This window comes from Lysobacter enzymogenes, from assembly GCF_017168095.1.
Classification (GTDB): domain Bacteria; phylum Pseudomonadota; class Gammaproteobacteria; order Xanthomonadales; family Xanthomonadaceae; genus Lysobacter; species Lysobacter enzymogenes_D.
In genome coordinates this window covers 1-15,175 of sequence record NZ_LXSD01000165.1, presented here as the reverse complement: position 1 = coordinate 15,175, position 15,175 = coordinate 1, and the positions used below count along the sequence as shown (strand labels likewise).

At 69.6% G+C, this 15,175-nt stretch carries 17 protein-coding genes; 9 read left to right on the top strand and 8 right to left on the bottom strand.

The genetic code is table 11. The features are described from left to right. Nucleotides 1–251: 251 nt before the first annotated feature. The 4 genes from A7A76_RS04650 to A7A76_RS04635 all read right to left on the bottom strand — a co-directional run bounded on the left by A7A76_RS04650 (nucleotide 252) and on the right by A7A76_RS04635 (nucleotide 3,700). Complete coding sequence (locus A7A76_RS04650; RefSeq protein WP_206410099.1) at nucleotides 252–1,070, bottom strand: alpha/beta hydrolase; 819 nt, start codon at nucleotides 1,068–1,070, stop codon at nucleotides 252–254. 151 nt (nucleotides 1,071–1,221) lie between these two features. Next, nucleotides 1,222–1,863 carry a TetR/AcrR family transcriptional regulator gene (locus A7A76_RS04645; protein ID WP_206410098.1) on the bottom strand — a complete coding sequence of 214 codons (642 nt, stop codon included), beginning with the start codon at nucleotides 1,861–1,863 and terminating at the stop codon, nucleotides 1,222–1,224. A gap of 377 nt (nucleotides 1,864–2,240) precedes the next feature. Next, entirely contained in the window at nucleotides 2,241–2,813 is a 573-nt protein-coding gene (locus A7A76_RS04640) for a GNAT family N-acetyltransferase (protein ID WP_206410097.1), read from the bottom strand. After that, nucleotides 2,813–3,700 carry a carbon-nitrogen hydrolase gene (locus tag A7A76_RS04635; protein ID WP_206410096.1) on the bottom strand — a complete coding sequence of 296 codons (888 nt, stop codon included), beginning with the start codon at nucleotides 3,698–3,700 and terminating at the stop codon, nucleotides 2,813–2,815. Before A7A76_RS04635 ends, A7A76_RS04640 begins: the two co-directional genes overlap by 1 nt. Nucleotides 3,701–3,750: 50 nt before the next feature. On the opposite strand from A7A76_RS04635, the gene A7A76_RS04630 reads away from it, so the two are divergent. Then, entirely contained in the window at nucleotides 3,751–3,948 is a 198-nt protein-coding gene (locus A7A76_RS04630) for a hypothetical protein (protein ID WP_206410095.1), read from the top strand. A 136-nt stretch (nucleotides 3,949–4,084) separates the two neighbouring features. Here A7A76_RS04630 and A7A76_RS04625 read toward each other — a convergent pair whose 3' ends face one another. The 3 genes from A7A76_RS04625 to ykgO form a co-directional block, all read right to left on the bottom strand. Next, nucleotides 4,085–5,122: an agmatine deiminase family protein gene (locus A7A76_RS04625; RefSeq protein ID WP_206410094.1), complete on the bottom strand. Its 1,038-nt coding sequence runs from the start codon at nucleotides 5,120–5,122 to the stop codon at nucleotides 4,085–4,087. Nucleotides 5,123–5,126: 4 nt separating this feature from the next. Further along, the gene (locus tag A7A76_RS04620) at nucleotides 5,127–5,456 is read right to left on the bottom strand and encodes a hypothetical protein (protein ID WP_206410093.1); all 330 of its coding nucleotides are present in this window, start codon (nucleotides 5,454–5,456) and stop codon (nucleotides 5,127–5,129) included. 202 nt (nucleotides 5,457–5,658) lie between these two features. Next, a complete protein-coding gene (gene ykgO / locus A7A76_RS04615; RefSeq protein ID WP_010342887.1) occupies nucleotides 5,659–5,784 on the bottom strand; it encodes a type B 50S ribosomal protein L36 in 126 nt (41 codons plus the stop codon). A gap of 202 nt (nucleotides 5,785–5,986) precedes the next feature. On the opposite strand from ykgO, the gene cmk reads away from it, so the two are divergent. From cmk to galU, 8 genes are all read left to right on the top strand, one after another. Beyond that, on the top strand, nucleotides 5,987–6,679 hold the full coding sequence (cmk, locus tag A7A76_RS04610) for a (d)CMP kinase (RefSeq protein ID WP_206410092.1): 693 nt from the start codon (nucleotides 5,987–5,989) through the stop codon (nucleotides 6,677–6,679). A gap of 199 nt (nucleotides 6,680–6,878) precedes the next feature. Next, nucleotides 6,879–8,567 (top strand): 30S ribosomal protein S1, encoded by a 1,689-nt coding sequence (gene rpsA, locus A7A76_RS04605; RefSeq protein WP_074869346.1) that lies wholly within the window; start codon nucleotides 6,879–6,881, stop codon nucleotides 8,565–8,567. A gap of 268 nt (nucleotides 8,568–8,835) precedes the next feature. Then, nucleotides 8,836–9,138: an integration host factor subunit beta gene (locus A7A76_RS04600; protein WP_057947915.1), complete on the top strand. Its 303-nt coding sequence runs from the start codon at nucleotides 8,836–8,838 to the stop codon at nucleotides 9,136–9,138. Nucleotides 9,139–9,364: 226 nt separating this feature from the next. Next, nucleotides 9,365–9,646: a LapA family protein gene (locus A7A76_RS04595; protein WP_206410091.1), complete on the top strand. Its 282-nt coding sequence runs from the start codon at nucleotides 9,365–9,367 to the stop codon at nucleotides 9,644–9,646. A gap of 4 nt (nucleotides 9,647–9,650) precedes the next feature. After that, nucleotides 9,651–10,829 carry a lipopolysaccharide assembly protein LapB gene (gene lapB / locus A7A76_RS04590; RefSeq protein WP_096377712.1) on the top strand — a complete coding sequence of 393 codons (1,179 nt, stop codon included), beginning with the start codon at nucleotides 9,651–9,653 and terminating at the stop codon, nucleotides 10,827–10,829. 3 nt (nucleotides 10,830–10,832) lie between these two features. Further along, nucleotides 10,833–11,801 (top strand): lipopolysaccharide biosynthesis protein, encoded by a 969-nt coding sequence (locus A7A76_RS04585; protein ID WP_206410090.1) that lies wholly within the window; start codon nucleotides 10,833–10,835, stop codon nucleotides 11,799–11,801. Nucleotides 11,802–11,861: 60 nt separating this feature from the next. Beyond that, a complete protein-coding gene (locus A7A76_RS04580; RefSeq protein WP_206410089.1) occupies nucleotides 11,862–13,772 on the top strand; it encodes a polysaccharide biosynthesis protein in 1,911 nt (636 codons plus the stop codon). Continuing rightward, nucleotides 13,772–14,674 (top strand): UTP--glucose-1-phosphate uridylyltransferase GalU, encoded by a 903-nt coding sequence (gene galU / locus A7A76_RS04575; protein ID WP_206410088.1) that lies wholly within the window; start codon nucleotides 13,772–13,774, stop codon nucleotides 14,672–14,674. Before A7A76_RS04580 ends, galU begins: the two co-directional genes overlap by 1 nt. Before the next feature lie 306 nt (nucleotides 14,675–14,980). Here galU and A7A76_RS04570 read toward each other — a convergent pair. Beyond that, nucleotides 14,981–15,175, bottom strand: a 195-nt coding sequence (locus A7A76_RS04570) for a hypothetical protein (protein ID WP_206410087.1), incomplete at its 5' end; no start/stop codon positions are given.

Sequence of the window (15,175 nt, the reverse complement as noted above, 5' to 3'; positions counted from 1 at the left end):
CGGGCGCGGCGTCGGCATCGCGCCGCCGCAGCGGCCGAGGCGGTGCCCGGCAGCGCGCGAGAGGCGAACGGTCCGGCCGAAGCGGGAGGGGTGAGCCCCGGCCGGACCCGTTCGCGCTTGCTCGGATCGGCGGCCTTGCTCGATGCGAACGCAGCCGCGCCTGCGCACGGGCCGCCCGCGTCGACCCTCGCCGGGCCGCAGCGGGGACGCCGCTGCGGGCGGCAGCGGTCTGCGCCCGGCCCGCGCCGCGCTCAGGCCATCCCGTAAGGCAGGTTCGCGCTCGACACGATCCTGTCGCCGACCGCTTCGCCGCGCAGGAAGCGCAGCGTCGCCGCGATCACGCTCTGGTCGTCGGCGATGCGGTTGTGGCCCAGCCCCTGGGTGGTCAGCAGGCGCGAGTCCGGCCAGTAGCGCGCATAGCGCTCGCCTTCGGCCCAGGGCACTTCGCGGTCGCCCAGGTCGTGCACGATCAGCGCCGGCTGGGCGATGCTCGGCGCGTTGCGGTGCGCCTGCTGCGAATCGAAGCTGATGCCGATGCGCGCCTCGAAGTAGGCGAACATGCGCCGGCACAGGTCTTCGCCGACCCACAGGAAGCGGGCGAAGCGCTTGACCGCGGCGACCGGATCGGCCGCCGGCGCGATCAGCACCGCGCGCTCGGCGCGCAGCCCGCGCGCCATCGCCAGCAAGGTCGCCGCACCGCCGAGCGAATGCCCGATCGCCGCCGCCGCCGGCCCGTAATGCGCGCCGACCGCGTGCAGGTGGCGGGTGAAGTCGGGCAGGGTGGCCAGCCGGCCTTCGCTGCGCCCATGCGCGAGCTGATCGAACGCGACTACCGCATAACCGGCCGCGCGCAGCGCCGGCAGCCACTTGGCCACGCGGGTGCCGTGGCTGGACCAGCCATGCGCGAACAACACGTACGGCTGGCTGCGCGGATCGCCCCATACGTAGCAGGCGATGGCGTGGCCGTCGACGCGCAGGGTCTCCTCGCGCGCGTCCGCGGTCGGCGCGGCCAGCGCGCGGCGGCGGCTGGAGGCGAACGGGGTGCAGAACAGGTCGGCGGCGCGGCGCATGGTCGCTTCCGGCGCGAACCAGGCGCCGAGGGCGAAGCCCAGGCGAAGGCCGTATAAACGAACTGCGTTACGAACGGTCGTGCTAATTTTGGCGGCAGGAACGGACATGACGGGCCTCGTGGGGTAGGCGATCAGGCTGGGGAGGGAAGGGTCAGGCCAGGGAAGGAACGGCGACGGCGACCGGCGCGCGCGCGGCGGCATACGAGCGCAGCAGCCGCTCCAGGGCGCGACGACCGCGCGCGACGGCGGCGTCGAAACCGAACAGGCCGGCGTCGTGGTGCACGATCAGCGCGGTGCCGTAGATTTCGAACGCCAGTTGCTCGGTATCGGTCTCGGCGCCGAGCTCGCCGGTGTCCACGCACAGCTGCACGGCCTGGGCCAGCACCTGGCGCCAGCGCTTTTGCTGCTCGACCACCCAATCGCGCAGGGCGCCGGGGCGGTCGTCGTATTCGCTGACCGCGCCGAGCAGCACGCAGCCGCCGTCGGTGTGGCGCGACCAGTCGAACCAGGCATCGACGATGGCGCGCAGCCGCACCAGCCCGCGCGGCTGCTGCAGCGCCGGCAGCAGCACGTAGGCGACGAAGCGTTCGCCGGCCTTGTCCAGCACCGCCAGCTGCAAGTCCTCGCGCGAGCCGAAGTGGGCGAACACGCCGCTCTTGGACATGCCCACCGCGGCCGCCAGCGGCCCGATCGACAGCCCTTCCAGGCCGGCCGAGCAGGCGATGCCGTAGGCCTGGTCGAGGATGGCTTCGCGGGTGGCGGCGCCTTTGTTGGTGGCGGTCAGGGAGGACATAGCGCGCAAAATAGCACGTCCGTTCGTTTTAATGGAGCCGTTCGTCGGCCGCTCCCGACACCGACCGGCGCCGCGACAGGGCGCGCCGGCACCCTGCCACTGTTGACTCAAATTGCGGAATTCGGGGTTTCAAATTGTGTTTTTCGCGCCCACGCCGCGCCCGGCGCAAAAATGCCCCTCCCGGCGCCGCCCCGATCACCCCCCGTAGGAGCGGCGCAAGCCGCGACCGCGCCAACCGTGCGCCGGCGCGGGCCGCGGTGCAGGTCGTCGTGCCCGATCCCACGGCAACAGGAGCCCGCGCCGCATGGTTGCGGCTGGCGTCGTAGTCGGGGTGTCGTGGTCGCGGCTTGCGCCGCTCCTACAGGGGGAAATGAGGCTTACCGGAGGCCGGGGACGTTTTCGTCCGGCTCGCCGAAATTGCCGTCGCCCAGCGGCAGCACCATCTGCACCGTGTCCAGCCAGCGCCCGTGCTTGCGTCCCAGGCCCGGGAACACGCCGGCGAGCTTGAAGCCGAGCCGCTCGTGCAGCGCCACCGAGGCGGCGTTGCTGCCGTCGCCGATCACCGCGACCATCTGCCGGAAGCCGAGCGCCGCGCAGTCCTCGATCAAGCGCCGCATCAGCGCGCCGCCGATGCCGCGGCCGTGGCAGGCGGGCTCGACGTAGACCGAGTTCTCCACCGTCCAGCGATAGCCGATGCGGGTGCGGTAGGCGCTGGCGTAGGCGTAGCCGGCGAAACGCGCGGCGCCGTCTTCGACCAGTTCGGCGACCAGGTACGGATAACCGGCGTCGGCGATCGCGCGCCAGCGCCGGTGCATCTCGGCCCGGTCGGGCACGTCGTATTCGTAGGTCGCCACGCCCTCGCGCACCTCGCGCGCGTACAGCGCGGCGATCGCGTCCAGGTCGGACTCGACCGCCGCGCGCAGGCGCAGCGAGGAGGCGGGCGCCGCCATCAGTCGCGGTAGCGCTTGAGCAGGTCGGCGTAGGCGTCGATGCGGCGGTCGCGCAGGAACGGCCAGATCCGCCGCACGTGCTCGCTGCGGCCCAGGTCGACCTCGGCCATCACGATCTCCGGCTCGGCCGTCTTGGCCTCGGCCAGGTACTCGCCCTGCGGGCCGAGCACGTGGCTGGAGCCCCAGAACTGGATGCCCGATGCGCCCAGCGGAGACGGCTCGAACCCGACCCGGTTCACGCTCAGCACCGGCAAGCCGTTGGCGACCGCGTGGCCGCGGTGGCTGAGGATCCAGGCGTTGCGCTGGCGGTCCTTCTCGTCCTGGGCGTCGTCGGGGTCCCAGCCGATCGCGGTCGGATACAGCAGCAGCTCCGCGCCGGCCAGCGCCATCAGCCGCGCGCCTTCGGGATACCACTGGTCCCAGCACACCAGCACGCCCAGGCGGCCGACCGAGGTCTGGATCGGCTCGAAACCGATGTCGCCCGGGGTGAAGTAGAACTTCTCGTAGAACCCCGGATCGTCCGGGATGTGCATCTTGCGGTACTTGCCGGCGATGGAACCGTCGGTCTCGTAGACCACCGCGGTGTTGTGGTACAGCCCGGCCGCGCGGCGCTCGAACAGCGAGCTGACCAGGACGATGCCGTGCTGCCTGGCCAGCGCGCCGAGGCGCTGCGTGCTCGGGCCGGGAATGGTTTCGGCCAGGTCGAATTCGCTGACCGATTCGTGCTGGCAGAAGTACGGGCCGTTGTGCAGTTCCTGCAGCAGCACCAGCTTGGCGCCCTGTCTGGCGGCCTCGCCGACGCGCTGCTCGATGTTGGCCAGATTGGCCTCGCGCGAGCCGTGGTCGCGGTCCTGGATCAGGGCGACGGGGAGGGTGGTCTTTTTCATCGGGTGCACGGGTCCGGCTGTGGGGCGTGGGCCTATTGTAGGACCGCGCCATGACGATGAGCGCGGGCAGCGCTGGCGACGAGAGATCGAAGAGAAAGCCGGAATCGGCTTCGTACGGCTTCGAACGCCCCTACGCCGTCATTCCGGCGCAAGCCGGAATCCATTTTGCTTTTGCCGTTGCCTTGCCACTGCGGCAGGGCAGAGCGAAATCAAAATGGATTCCGGCTTGCGCCGGAATGACGGGGTGAGAAGGCGCAAACGACGGGGTGAGAAGGCGCAACGAACTGTGGTGCCGCGCGGATCGGGCTTCGCGGCTCGCCGGGAGCGCGACCCGCGAGCGTCAGAGCAAGTGCGCCGCGCGACTCGCACGGCGCACCTTGGGGCTTACGCCACCACGCCCTTGGGCAACTGCATGGTCACGCAATGCAGGCTGCCGTTCTGCCAGATCAGCGGCCGGCACGGCACCGCGACGATCTCGCGGTCCGGGAAGGCCTGCGCCAGCACCGCCTGCGCGGCCGGGTCGGCGGCGTCGCCGTAGGCCGGCATCAGCACCGCGCCGTCGACGATCAGGAAGTTGGCGTAGCTGGCCGCCAGGCGGCGCTCCTCGTCGATGATCGGCTGGGCCCACGGCAGCGCGAACAGGCGGTACGGGCGGCCGTCGCGGGTGCGCAGCGCGGCCAGTTCGGCAGCCATCGCCTGCAGCTCTGCGTAGTGCGAATCGCCCGGATCGTCGCAGCCCTGGTAGACGATGGCGTCTTCGGCCGCGAAACGGGCCAGGGTGTCGATGTGGGCGTCGGTGTCGTCGCCTTCCAGGTAGCCGTGGTCGAGCCACAGCACCCGGTCCTGGCGCAGCCACGCCGACAGCTTGGCGGTGATTTCTTCGCGGCCGAGCGTGGGGTGGCGCTCGTGCAGGCAGCGCCAGGTGGTCAGCAGGGTGCCGGCGCCGTCGGTCTCGATGCCGCCGCCTTCCAGGGCGAAGTCGATGCTCTCGCGCTCGCTGTCGGCGAACACGCCCTGCTCATGCAGGCGCTCGACCAGCAGGTCGTCCTGGCTGGCGTCGAACTTGCCGCCCCAGCCGGTGAAGCGGAAATCGAGCAAACGAAAACCGCCGTCCTCGCGCTTGAGCGTGATCGGGCCGGAATCGCGCAGCCAGGTGTCGTCGTAGGGCGCGTCGATGAAGCGCACCTTCGACATGTCGATCCGGGCCGAGGACAGGCGCGCGCGGGCGTAGGCCTGGACGTCGTCGTCGGCCACGCAGATCAGCGCCGGCTGGAAACGGGTAATGGCCGCGACCAGGGCGATGTAGGTCTCTTCGACCTCGCCCAGGCGGTCGGCCCAGTCGGTGTCGGCGTTCGGCCACGCGATCAAAACCGCGGACTGGGGTTCCCACTCCGCGGGGAAGCGCAATGCGTTGTTGGTCATAACCTCAAAGGATAGGCGGTTTCGGCCCGATTTCGCCGGCACCGGCCTTGTTCGCCACCACGTCGATCACCCGGCTCTTCTCGAAGTACACGGTGAAGGCCGGATACACCCAGCGGTTGATCTGCGGCCAGGCCTTCTTCTGGCCGCCGCGCGCATCCAGGCGCTGGGCCGGCTCGCCGTAGCGCGCCTTGACCTGGTCCATGCTCTGGCCGCGCGCCGGCAGGGCCGCCTTGCCTTCTTCCTGCACGCGCTGGATCAGCAGGGTATCGGCCGAGGCCGCGCCGGACAGGGCCAGCAGGGCGAGCAGGGGTGCAACGGCAACGCGCAGCTTCATGGCGAATTCACCTGGGCAAAGGACGCGGGATTCTAGGCACAAGGTGACGCATAGCGGCAGGGTGCGGCCGTCACGGTTTGGCGAAACAAGGCCGGCCACGACGCGATCGCGGCCGGTGGAGGGGGCTGGAACGAAGAAAGCCGCCTTGCGGCGGCTTTCGACTTGACCCTGCGGCGGCGGACTCAAAATCCGCCGGCCGGTTTCAGCGCTGACGCGCCTTGAAACGCGGGTTCGACTTGCAGATCACGAAGACCTTGCCGCGGCGGCGAACGACTTTGCAGTCGCGGTGGCGGGCCTTCGCCGACTTCAGAGAGGACAGGACCTTCATGACAGATCTCGGCTGGTTGAGTGGATGGGATGGGATGGGAAAAGCTAGCCTGCGATTCTAGCGGACAAAATGCCGGCCGATCAAGTGGTTGCGCACTCGGGCGCAAAAAACCGCCGTGATCGGGGCGTTCGGCGCCGGCCGGGCGGCGGGCGAGGGCGCTCGCCAGGACCGCTGCGCGCGCCGCGGCCGCATAATGCGGCGCATGAATAGCGCATCTTCCCAGAACTCCTCCGTCCCCGTCCTCACCATCGACGGCCCGTCCGGCTCCGGCAAGGGCACCATCAGCCGCCTGGTCGCCCAGCGCCTGGGCTGGCATTACCTGGATTCCGGCGCCCTGTACCGCGCGGTCGGCGTCGCCGCCGGCTGGGCCGACCTGGACCTCGCCGACCCGGCCGCCCTGGTCCGCTGCGCCTTCGACACCCACATCGGCTTCCGCGACGACGCCTCCGGCGAGCTGCGGGTGCTGGTCAACGAGGTCGACGCCACCGACGAGCTGCGCACCGAGACCGCCGGCGCCGCCGCCTCGGCCATCGCCGCCATTCCCGAGGTCCGGGCCGCGCTCAAGGACCGCCAGCGCGCATTCAGGCAGGCCCCGGGGCTGGTCGCCGACGGGCGGGACATGGGCACGGTCATCTTCCCGGACGCCCAATACAAGGTGTTCCTGACTGCCAGCGCCGAAGAGCGCGCGGAAAGGCGCTATAAGCAGTTGAAGGACAAGGGGGTTTCGGTTACTTTAGACGGTCTGCTGCGGGAGATTCTCGCCCGCGACGCCCGTGACGCCCAGCGCGCGGTGGCTCCCTTGCGCCCGGCCGATGACGCCGTCCGCATCGATACCACCGGTCTTGGAATCGACACGGTAGTCGAACAGGTGCTGGCTTTGCTGCCTGCGCGCTGAACGGCGCGGCGCGACGAAACCTCCGCAGCGGAAGCAGTTGTACCAAGCCCCGGCGCATCCGCGTCGGATCAACCACAACACATGATGCGGCTGCATCGCATCACATAACGGGTGGGTCGACCACGTTCTGCTTGCGTTGCCACGACGGCAACGATGTCAAACGGTGCGATCCGTGTGTTCAACCGAGTAATCAAATCCAATGACCGAATCATTTGCCGAACTGTTCGAACAGAGCCAGCAGTACCTGGCCAAGCTGAAGCCGGGCGCCATCGTCACCGGCGTCGTCGTGGAAGTCCGCGGCGACGTGGTGGTGATCAACGCCGGCCTGAAGTCCGAAGGCATCGTGCCGATCGAACAGTTCCGTAACGACGCCGGCGAGATCGATGTCGCCGAAGGCGACGAAGTCAAGGTCGCCCTCGACTCCATCGAGAACGGCTTTGGCGAAACCGTGCTGTCGCGCGAGAAGGCCAAGCGCGCGATGGTGTGGGACGAACTCGAGCAGGCGCTCGAGAAGAACGAGACCATCACCGGCCGCATCAGCGGCAAGGTGAAGGGCGGCTTCACCGTCGACATCAAGGACGTCCGCGGCTTCCTGCCCGGTTCGCTGGTCGACGTGCGTCCGGTGCGCGACTCGGCGTACCTGGAAGGCAAGGAGCTCGAGTTCAAGCTCATCAAGCTCGACCGCAAGCGCAACAACATCGTCGTCTCCCGCCGCGCGGTGGTCGAGAGCGAGTACAGCGTCGAGCGCGAGCAGCTGATGGAGAAGCTGCAGGAAGGCGCGATCCTCAAGGGCGTGGTCAAGAACCTCACCGACTACGGCGCGTTCGTCGACCTCGGCGGCATCGACGGCCTGCTGCACATCACCGATATGGCGTGGAAGCGCGTGCGCCATCCGTCGGAAGTGGTGGAAGTCGGCCAGGAGCTCGACGTGCGCGTGCTCAAGTACGACCGCGAGCGCAACCGCGTCAGCCTCGGCCTCAAGCAGCTGGGCGAGGATCCGTGGGACAACATCGCCCGCCGCTACCCGGCCAACACCCGCGTGTTCGGCAAGGTCAGCAACGTCACCGATTACGGCGCGTTCGTCGAGATCGAGCCGGGCGTCGAAGGCCTGGTCCACGTCTCGGAAATGGATTGGACCAACAAGAACGTCAACCCGTCCAAGATCGTGCAGGTCGGCGATGAAGTTCAGGTCATGGTGCTCGACGTCGACGAAGAGCGTCGCCGCATCTCGCTGGGCATGAAGCAGGTCACCTCGAACCCGTGGGAGACCTTCGCGGCCATCCACAAGAAGGGCGACAAGGTCGAAGGCCAGATCAAGTCGATCACCGACTTCGGCATCTTCATCGGCCTGGACGGCGGCATCGACGGCCTGGTCCACCTGTCCGACATCAGCTGGAACACCACCGGCGAAGACGTGGTCCGCAACTACAAGAAGGGCGACACGCTGGAAGCCGTCGTCCTGGCCGTGGATCCGGAGCGCGAGCGCATCAGCCTGGGCGTCAAGCAGCTGGAGCAGGACCCGATGGGTCAGTACGTCGCCTCCAACGCCAAGGGCTCGATCGTCAAGGGCGTGGTGAAGGAAGTCGACGCCAAGGGCGCGGTGATCGAACTGGCCGACGGCATCGAAGGCTACGTCGCCGCGCGCGACATCGCCAAGGAGCGGGTCGAGGACGCGTCGCAGTACCTGAAGGTCGGCCAGGACGTCGAGGCCAAGATCATCGGTACCGACCGCAAGGGCCGCAGCATGCAGCTGTCGATCAAGGCCAAGGACGAAGCCGACCAGCAGGAAGCCATGGCGGACTACAACCGTCACGCCGGCGACGCTGCCAGCGGCACCACCAGCCTGGGCGCGCTGCTGCGCGAGCGCCTGAGCGGCAAGTCCGAGTAATCGCCGTACCGCCGCCGTCCCGGTTCGCCGGGGCGGCGGCCATCCTCCGCGGCGCCGCTCGCCGGCGCCGTCGGACGATGGGCGACACCGGTTTCATGCTTCAGATGTCTACGTTGTTCGCGATGCCACGTCCCTCAGCCGGGACGGGGCGTCGGGCCCGGCGGGCCGGCTCGGCCGGAACGCGCGCGGGCCAGCGGCAGGGGATCGCGCGCGGCGCGAGGCCGCATCTTCACCCAAGACCTTTTCATAAGGCCAGGCAACACTGCGCATGACCAAGTCCGAGCTCATCGAGATCCTTTCCCAGCGTCAGGCCCACCTCAAGGGCGACGACGTGGATCTGGCGGTGAAAGCCTTGTTGGAAATGATGGGCGGCGCCTTGTCGGCCGGCGAGCGGATCGAGATCCGCGGCTTCGGCAGCTTTTCGCTGCACTACCGTCCGCCGCGCCTGGGCCGCAACCCGAAGACCGGCGAATCGGTCGCGCTGCCCGGCAAGCACGTGCCGCACTTCAAGCCCGGCAAGGAATTGCGCGAGCGCGTCAGTGGTGTGACCCCGCTGGACGAGGAAGGCTGAGGCCGCCGCAACCGTCCGCCAACGCGGCGGGCCATGGCCGCCGGGCATCGTCCCGATCCGGCCGCAGGCGAGGGCAGGTTCGCCGCTCGCCATCGTGCGGCCCTTCGCGCCGCGCACTTCGATATCGCGTTCCTCTACACCGCGCTGCTTCGCGTCGGCTACTCTTTGCCTGCCGTACGCTGCGCCTGCCGCTGGCAGGGCGCGCACACGAACACCGGGAGTCCTCATGCGCCTGATCCGCGTATTCATCGCCGTGCTGTGCCTGGCCGCCGGCGCCTTGCTCGGCGCGCTCAACCGCCAGAGCGTCAGCATCGACCTGGGTTTCGGCTTCGTTCCGGCGACCTCGCTGGGCATCGTCCTGATCGTGGCGCTGCTGGCCGGCGCGCTGATCGGCGGACTGGCGATCAGCGCCAGCGTGGTGCTGCCGCTGCGCCGCCGCCTGGCGCGCGCCGAGCGCACCGCCTCGGCCGGCGCGCAGCTGCCGGCCGTCACCGCCGCCGAGAATTGAGCGCATGGAATTCATCAGTCAGTGGTTCTGGTTCTTCCTGTTGCTGCCGATCGCCGCGATCAGCGGCTGGGTGATCGGCCGCCGCGGCGGCGAGCGCCACAGCGACAATCAGGTCAGCCACCTGTCCACCACCTATTTCCGCGGCCTCAACTATCTGCTCAACGAGCAGCCGGACAAGGCCATCGAGTTGTTCCTGCACATCGCCGAGCTCGACAAGGACACCTTCGAGACCCAGGTCGCGCTCGGCCATCTGTTCCGCCGCCGCGGCGAAGTCGACCGCGCCATCCGCCTGCACCAGGCGCTGGTGCAGCGGCCGGGGCTGAGCGATCAGCAGAAGGTCCAGGCGCTGCTGGCGCTGGGCGAGGACTACATGCGCTCGGGCCTGCTCGACCGCGCCGAGACCGTCTTCAGCGACCTGGTCGCGCTGGACATGCGCGCGCCGCTGGCCTTGCGCCATCTGATCGGCATCTACCAGGCCGAGCGCGATTGGGGCAAGGCGATCGAGAACGCGCAGCGCTTCGAGGCCGCGACCGGCGAGCCGATGGGCAAGCTGATCGCCCAGTTCGAGTGCGAGCTGGCCGACCGCCACCGCGCCGCCGGCGACGCCCAGGCCGCGCGCGACGCGGTCAAGCGCGCCTACGAGGCCGACGCCAACTCGGTGCGCGCCGGCATGCTGGAAGGCCGGATCGAGGTGGAGGCCGGCAACGACGCCGCGGCGATCCGCGCGTTCGAGCGCGTCGCCCGCGCCGATCCCGACTACCTGCCGGAAGTGCTGCCGGCGCTGCTGAGCTGCTACGAACGCAACGGCGACCCGACCGGCGCGCGCGCATTCCTGGCCGAGATGTGCGAGCACTACCGCGGCATCTCGCCGGTGCTGGCGCTAACCCGCATGGTCGAGGCCGAGGACGGCGTGCCGGCGGCGCGCGCGTACCTGGCGCGCCAGCTCAAGGACCGGCCGTCGGTGCGCGGCGAGGCGGCGCTGATTGACCTGACCCTGGCCGAGGGCGCCGACCCGCTGGCGACCCTGCACGACCTCAAGCACATCACCGACCAGTTGCTGGTGCGCAATCCGAGCTACCGCTGCAACCGCTGCGGCTTCGGCGCGCGCAGCCACCACTGGCAATGCCCGAGCTGCAAGGAGTGGGGCACGGTCAAGCCGCTGCTCAACTACGCGGTGGTCTGAAGTATGTGGGCGTGGATCGGCATGCACGCCGCGCTGGCCGCGGCCGGCACCTGGCTGGCGCGCGCCTACGCGCTGCGCAGCCGCCTGATCGACCAGCCCGGCGAGCGCCGCAGCCATAGCGTGGCGACCCCGCGCGGCGGCGGCATCGCGATCGTGATCGCGCTGCTGGTGGCGACGCTGTCGCTGGCGCTGAAGTTTCCCGCCTACGCCGGGCTGGCGCTGGCGTTCGGGGTCGGCCTGCTGATGGTCGCGGCGATCGGCTGGGTCGACGACCATCGTCCGCTGTCGCCGTGGCTGCGCCTGGCCGTGCACGCGCTGGCGGCGGCGCTGCTGGCGGCGGCGATCTGGCTGCTGCGCGGCGATCCCTGGCTGGCCCTGGCCGCGTTCGTGTTCGCGGTCGGGCTGACCAACGTGTGGAACTTCATGGACGGCATCAACGGCCTGGCCGCCTCGCAGGCGGCGCTGGTCGCGCTGGCCCTGGCCGGGTTCGGCGGAGCGGTGTGGAGCTGGCTGGCGCTGGCGCTGGTGGCGGCCTGCGCCGGGTTCCTGCCGTTCAACTTCCCGCGCGCGAAGATCTTCATGGGCGACGTCGGCAGCGGGGCGATCGGCTACGCCATCGCCGGCATCGGCGCGCTGGCCGCGACCGGTCTGGACGCCTGGCATGCGCCGTTGCTGCTGATCCCATTGGCCGCATTCATGGTCGATTCCAGCCTGACCCTGTTGCGGCGGGTGCGCCGCGGCGAGCGCTGGTGGACCCCGCACACCCAGCATGCATACCAAGTGTGGGCGCGCCGCGCCGGGCATGTCCGGGTCACGCTCGCTTATGCGATTTTCACGCTGCTGTCCTTAGTCTCGCTGCACCTTGTGACCGAAGTCCGTATCGGTTTCATGCTGTGTATGGGGGCCGGGTGGTATATATCCGCCGCTTTTTTGTGGTGGCTGATCCAGCGGACCGAACGGGCCGCGTCCTGACCACAGGGCCGGGTCGGCGAACGGACCGACCGAATTCGAAGATTTACAGGCGAGGCAGGAATGAGCTCATTGCGTGATCGACTCAAGAGCGGGCTGCCTCGTCTGGCGGTGGTCGCGCACGATCTCGCGATGGTCTGGCTGGTCTGGCAAGCGCTGCACAAGCTGCGCTTCGGCGTGATCGCGCAGCCGCCGCCGCTGCCGCTGTGGTCGACCGAGATCGCCCTGGTCCTGGCCGCCCAGGGCCTGGTGTTCTGGCAGGTCGGCCTGTACCGCGGGCTGTGGCGCTTCGCCGGCGTGCCCGACCTTTGGAACATCTTCAAGGCCTGCATGCTCGGCCTGTTCGCGATCGTGCTCGGGCTGTTCCTCTACAACCGCGTCGACCAGGTGCCGCGCACCGTGCTGGTGCTGTATCCGCTGGTGCTGATGGGCATGCTCGGCGCGCCGCGCCTGCTGTACCGCGCGTGGAAGGACAGCCGCATCGACAGCGCCAACGCGGTGTCGGTGCGGATCCTCATCCTCGGCGCCGGCCGCGCCGGCGAGGCGCTGGTGCGCGACCTGCGCCGCTTCGGCACCTACCACCCGATCGGTTTCCTCGACGACGCCGCGCGCCTGCGCGGCAGCAAGGTCCAGGGCGTGCCGGTGCTGGGCAAGGTCGACGACGTCGCCGACATCGCCCGCGAGACCGCGGCCAAGCTGCTGGTCATCGCCATGCCCTCGGCCGACGCCGACGCGATGCAGCGCATCGTCATCGCCTGCGAGCGCACCGGCCTGCCGTTCCGCATGGTTCCGCGCCTGCAGGACGTGCTGGAAGGGCGTTCGCTGCCGGGCGAACTGAAGGAAGTAGCGATCGAAGACCTGCTCGGCCGCAAGCCGGTGCTGCCGGACTGGAAGGCGATCCGCGGCTGGCTCGGCGGGCGTTCGGTGCTGGTCACCGGCGCCGGCGGCTCGATCGGCTCGGAACTGGTGCGCCAGTGCGCGCGCCACGGCGCCTCGCGCATCGCCCTGATCGAGATCGACGAGCTCGCCCTGGTCACCTCCGAGACCGCGCTGCGCCGCGATTTCCCCGACGTCGAATTCATCCCGGTCCTGGGCGACTGCGGCGACCGCGCGGTGATCGAATACGCGCTCAGGTTGGCCGAACCCGACGCCGCCTTCCACGCCGCCGCCTACAAGCAGGTGCCGCTGCTGGAAGCGCAGCTGCGCGAAGCGGTGCGCAACAACGTGCTGGCCACCGAAACCGTCGCCCGCGCCTGCCGCGCGGCCGGGGTCGGCACCTTCGTGCTGATCTCCACCGACAAGGCGGTCGACCCGGTCAACGTGCTCGGCGCGACCAAGCGCCTGGCCGAGATGACCTGCCAGGCCCTGGCCGACCAGCGCAAGACCCGCTTCGTCACCGTGCGCTTCGGCAACGTGCTCGATTCGGCCGGCAGCGTAGTGCCGCTGTTCCGCGAGCAGATCCGCGCCGGCGGACCGGTCACCGTGACCGACCCGGAAGTGACCCGCTTCTTCATGACCATCCCCGAAGCCTGCCAGCTGATCCTGCAGGCCTCGGCGATCGGCACCCACGAGGCGATCTACACCCTCGACATGGGCGAGCCGGTGCCGATCCGCTTGCTGGCCGAGCAGATGATCCGCCTGGCCGGCAAGCAGCCGGGGCGCGACGTGGCCATCGTCTACACCGGCCTGCGCCCGGGCGAGAAGCTGCACGAGACCTTGTTCCACGCCGACGAGCGCTACCGCCCGACGGTGCATCCCAAGATCCTGCAGGCCGAGCCGCGCGAGGTGACGATGAGCGCGCTGGAGCACTCGCTGGTGCAACTGCGCGAGGCGTCGATCCGCTACGACCGCGACGCCCTGGGCGCCTTGCTGCGCGTCGCGGTTCCGGAGTTCCAGCCCATCGGCGAACACCCCGATTACAAGGAATCGGCTACCGTGGTGGCCTTTCCCGCCCGCAACGCCAGGAAGATTTGATGGCTGCACGCATCCGCAAGGCCGTATTTCCCGTCGCCGGCCTCGGCACCCGGTTCCTTCCCGCGACCAAGACCGTTCCCAAGGAAATGCTGCCGATCATCGACCGGCCGCTGATCCAGTACGCGGTCGACGAGGCCATCGAGGCCGGTTGCGACACCCTGGTGTTCATCACCAACCGCTACAAGCACGCGGTCGCCGACTATTTCGACAAGGCCTACGAGCTGGAGCACAAGCTCGAGCGCTCGGGCAAGACCGAGCAGCTGGAGCTGATCCGCAACGTGCTGCCGCCGGGCGTGCGCGCGGTGTTCGTGACCCAGGCCGAAGCGCTGGGCCTGGGCCATGCGGTGCTGTGCGCCAAGGACGTGATCGGCAACGAGCCCTTCGCCGTGCTGCTGCCGGACGACCTGATCTGGAACCGCGGCGGCGCCGGCGCGCTCAAGCAGATGGCCGACGCCGCCGAAGCCAGCGGCGCCAGCACCATCGCCGTGCAGGACGTGCCGCGCGAGCAGACCGGCAGCTACGGCATCGTCGCCACCTCGAACTTCGACGCGCGCCAGGGCCGGATCACCGCGATCGTCGAGAAGCCCAAGCCCGATGTGGCGCCGAGCAACCTGGCCGTGGTCGGCCGCTACGTGCTCAACCCGCGCATCTTCGAACTGCTGGAGAACACCACGCCGGGCGCCGGCGGCGAGATCCAGCTCACCGACGCGATCGCGACCTTGCTGCAGCAAGAAGCGGTCAACGCCTATCGTTTCCAGGGCACGCGCTTCGACTGCGGCACCCACATCGGCCTGATCGAGGCGACGATCCGCTACGCGCTCGACCACGAGAAGCTCAGCGACTCGGCGCGGCAGATGATGCAGAACGCGCTCAACGAACTCGGCGTCGAAGACCTCGCCTGAGGTTTTGCCGGCGTAGCGAAACCAGGGCCGCCGTCCGCGAGGATCGGCGGCCTTTTCGTTCGCGGTGGGCGCATCTGCAAGGCGCGAGTTGGCGCGGGGCCGGTGAAGGCTTCGGCGTAGTCGTTATGGCGCGGTCGCGGCTTGCGCCGCTCCTACAGCCGCAAACGAAACCGGCCGCAGCCCCTGTAAGAGCGGCGCGAGCCGCGACCGCGCCAATCGGGCGCGGCATGAAGCGACTACACGAGCGGCGACCGCCAGAGCGCCGCCAACCCGCTACCCGCTAACCCGCGCGCCAGGGCAGGGCGCCTACGCCAGCCACCACCCCACCGCCAGCGCCGCCGCTATGCAAGCCAGCGCCGCATGCTGGGCGAACCGGCCCAACCGCGCGGTGCGCCGCGCCCAGGCCTCGGCGGCGGCGTCGCGTAGCACGCGCACGTCGCGGTAGGTCTTCCAGTCGCGCGGCGGGAAGCGCCGCTGCTCGGCGGCGGCGCGGCCGAGCGC

Coding starts and splice junctions, on each gene's coding strand:
- A7A76_RS04650 (WP_206410099.1), bottom strand. CDS start 1,070: ATGCGCCGCGCCGCCGACCTGTTCTGCACCCCGTTCGCCTCCAGCCGC.
- A7A76_RS04645 (WP_206410098.1), bottom strand. CDS start 1,863: ATGTCCTCCCTGACCGCCACCAACAAAGGCGCCGCCACCCGCGAAGCC.
- A7A76_RS04640 (WP_206410097.1), bottom strand. CDS start 2,813: ATGGCGGCGCCCGCCTCCTCGCTGCGCCTGCGCGCGGCGGTCGAGTCC.
- A7A76_RS04635 (WP_206410096.1), bottom strand. CDS start 3,700: ATGAAAAAGACCACCCTCCCCGTCGCCCTGATCCAGGACCGCGACCAC.
- A7A76_RS04630 (WP_206410095.1), top strand. CDS start 3,751: ATGACGATGAGCGCGGGCAGCGCTGGCGACGAGAGATCGAAGAGAAAG.
- A7A76_RS04625 (WP_206410094.1), bottom strand. CDS start 5,122: ATGACCAACAACGCATTGCGCTTCCCCGCGGAGTGGGAACCCCAGTCC.
- A7A76_RS04620 (WP_206410093.1), bottom strand. CDS start 5,456: ATGAAGCTGCGCGTTGCCGTTGCACCCCTGCTCGCCCTGCTGGCCCTG.
- ykgO (WP_010342887.1), bottom strand. CDS start 5,784: ATGAAGGTCCTGTCCTCTCTGAAGTCGGCGAAGGCCCGCCACCGCGAC.
- cmk (WP_206410092.1), top strand. CDS start 5,987: ATGAATAGCGCATCTTCCCAGAACTCCTCCGTCCCCGTCCTCACCATC.
- rpsA (WP_074869346.1), top strand. CDS start 6,879: ATGACCGAATCATTTGCCGAACTGTTCGAACAGAGCCAGCAGTACCTG.
- A7A76_RS04600 (WP_057947915.1), top strand. CDS start 8,836: ATGACCAAGTCCGAGCTCATCGAGATCCTTTCCCAGCGTCAGGCCCAC.
- A7A76_RS04595 (WP_206410091.1), top strand. CDS start 9,365: ATGCGCCTGATCCGCGTATTCATCGCCGTGCTGTGCCTGGCCGCCGGC.
- lapB (WP_096377712.1), top strand. CDS start 9,651: ATGGAATTCATCAGTCAGTGGTTCTGGTTCTTCCTGTTGCTGCCGATC.
- A7A76_RS04585 (WP_206410090.1), top strand. CDS start 10,833: ATGTGGGCGTGGATCGGCATGCACGCCGCGCTGGCCGCGGCCGGCACC.
- A7A76_RS04580 (WP_206410089.1), top strand. CDS start 11,862: ATGAGCTCATTGCGTGATCGACTCAAGAGCGGGCTGCCTCGTCTGGCG.
- galU (WP_206410088.1), top strand. CDS start 13,772: ATGGCTGCACGCATCCGCAAGGCCGTATTTCCCGTCGCCGGCCTCGGC.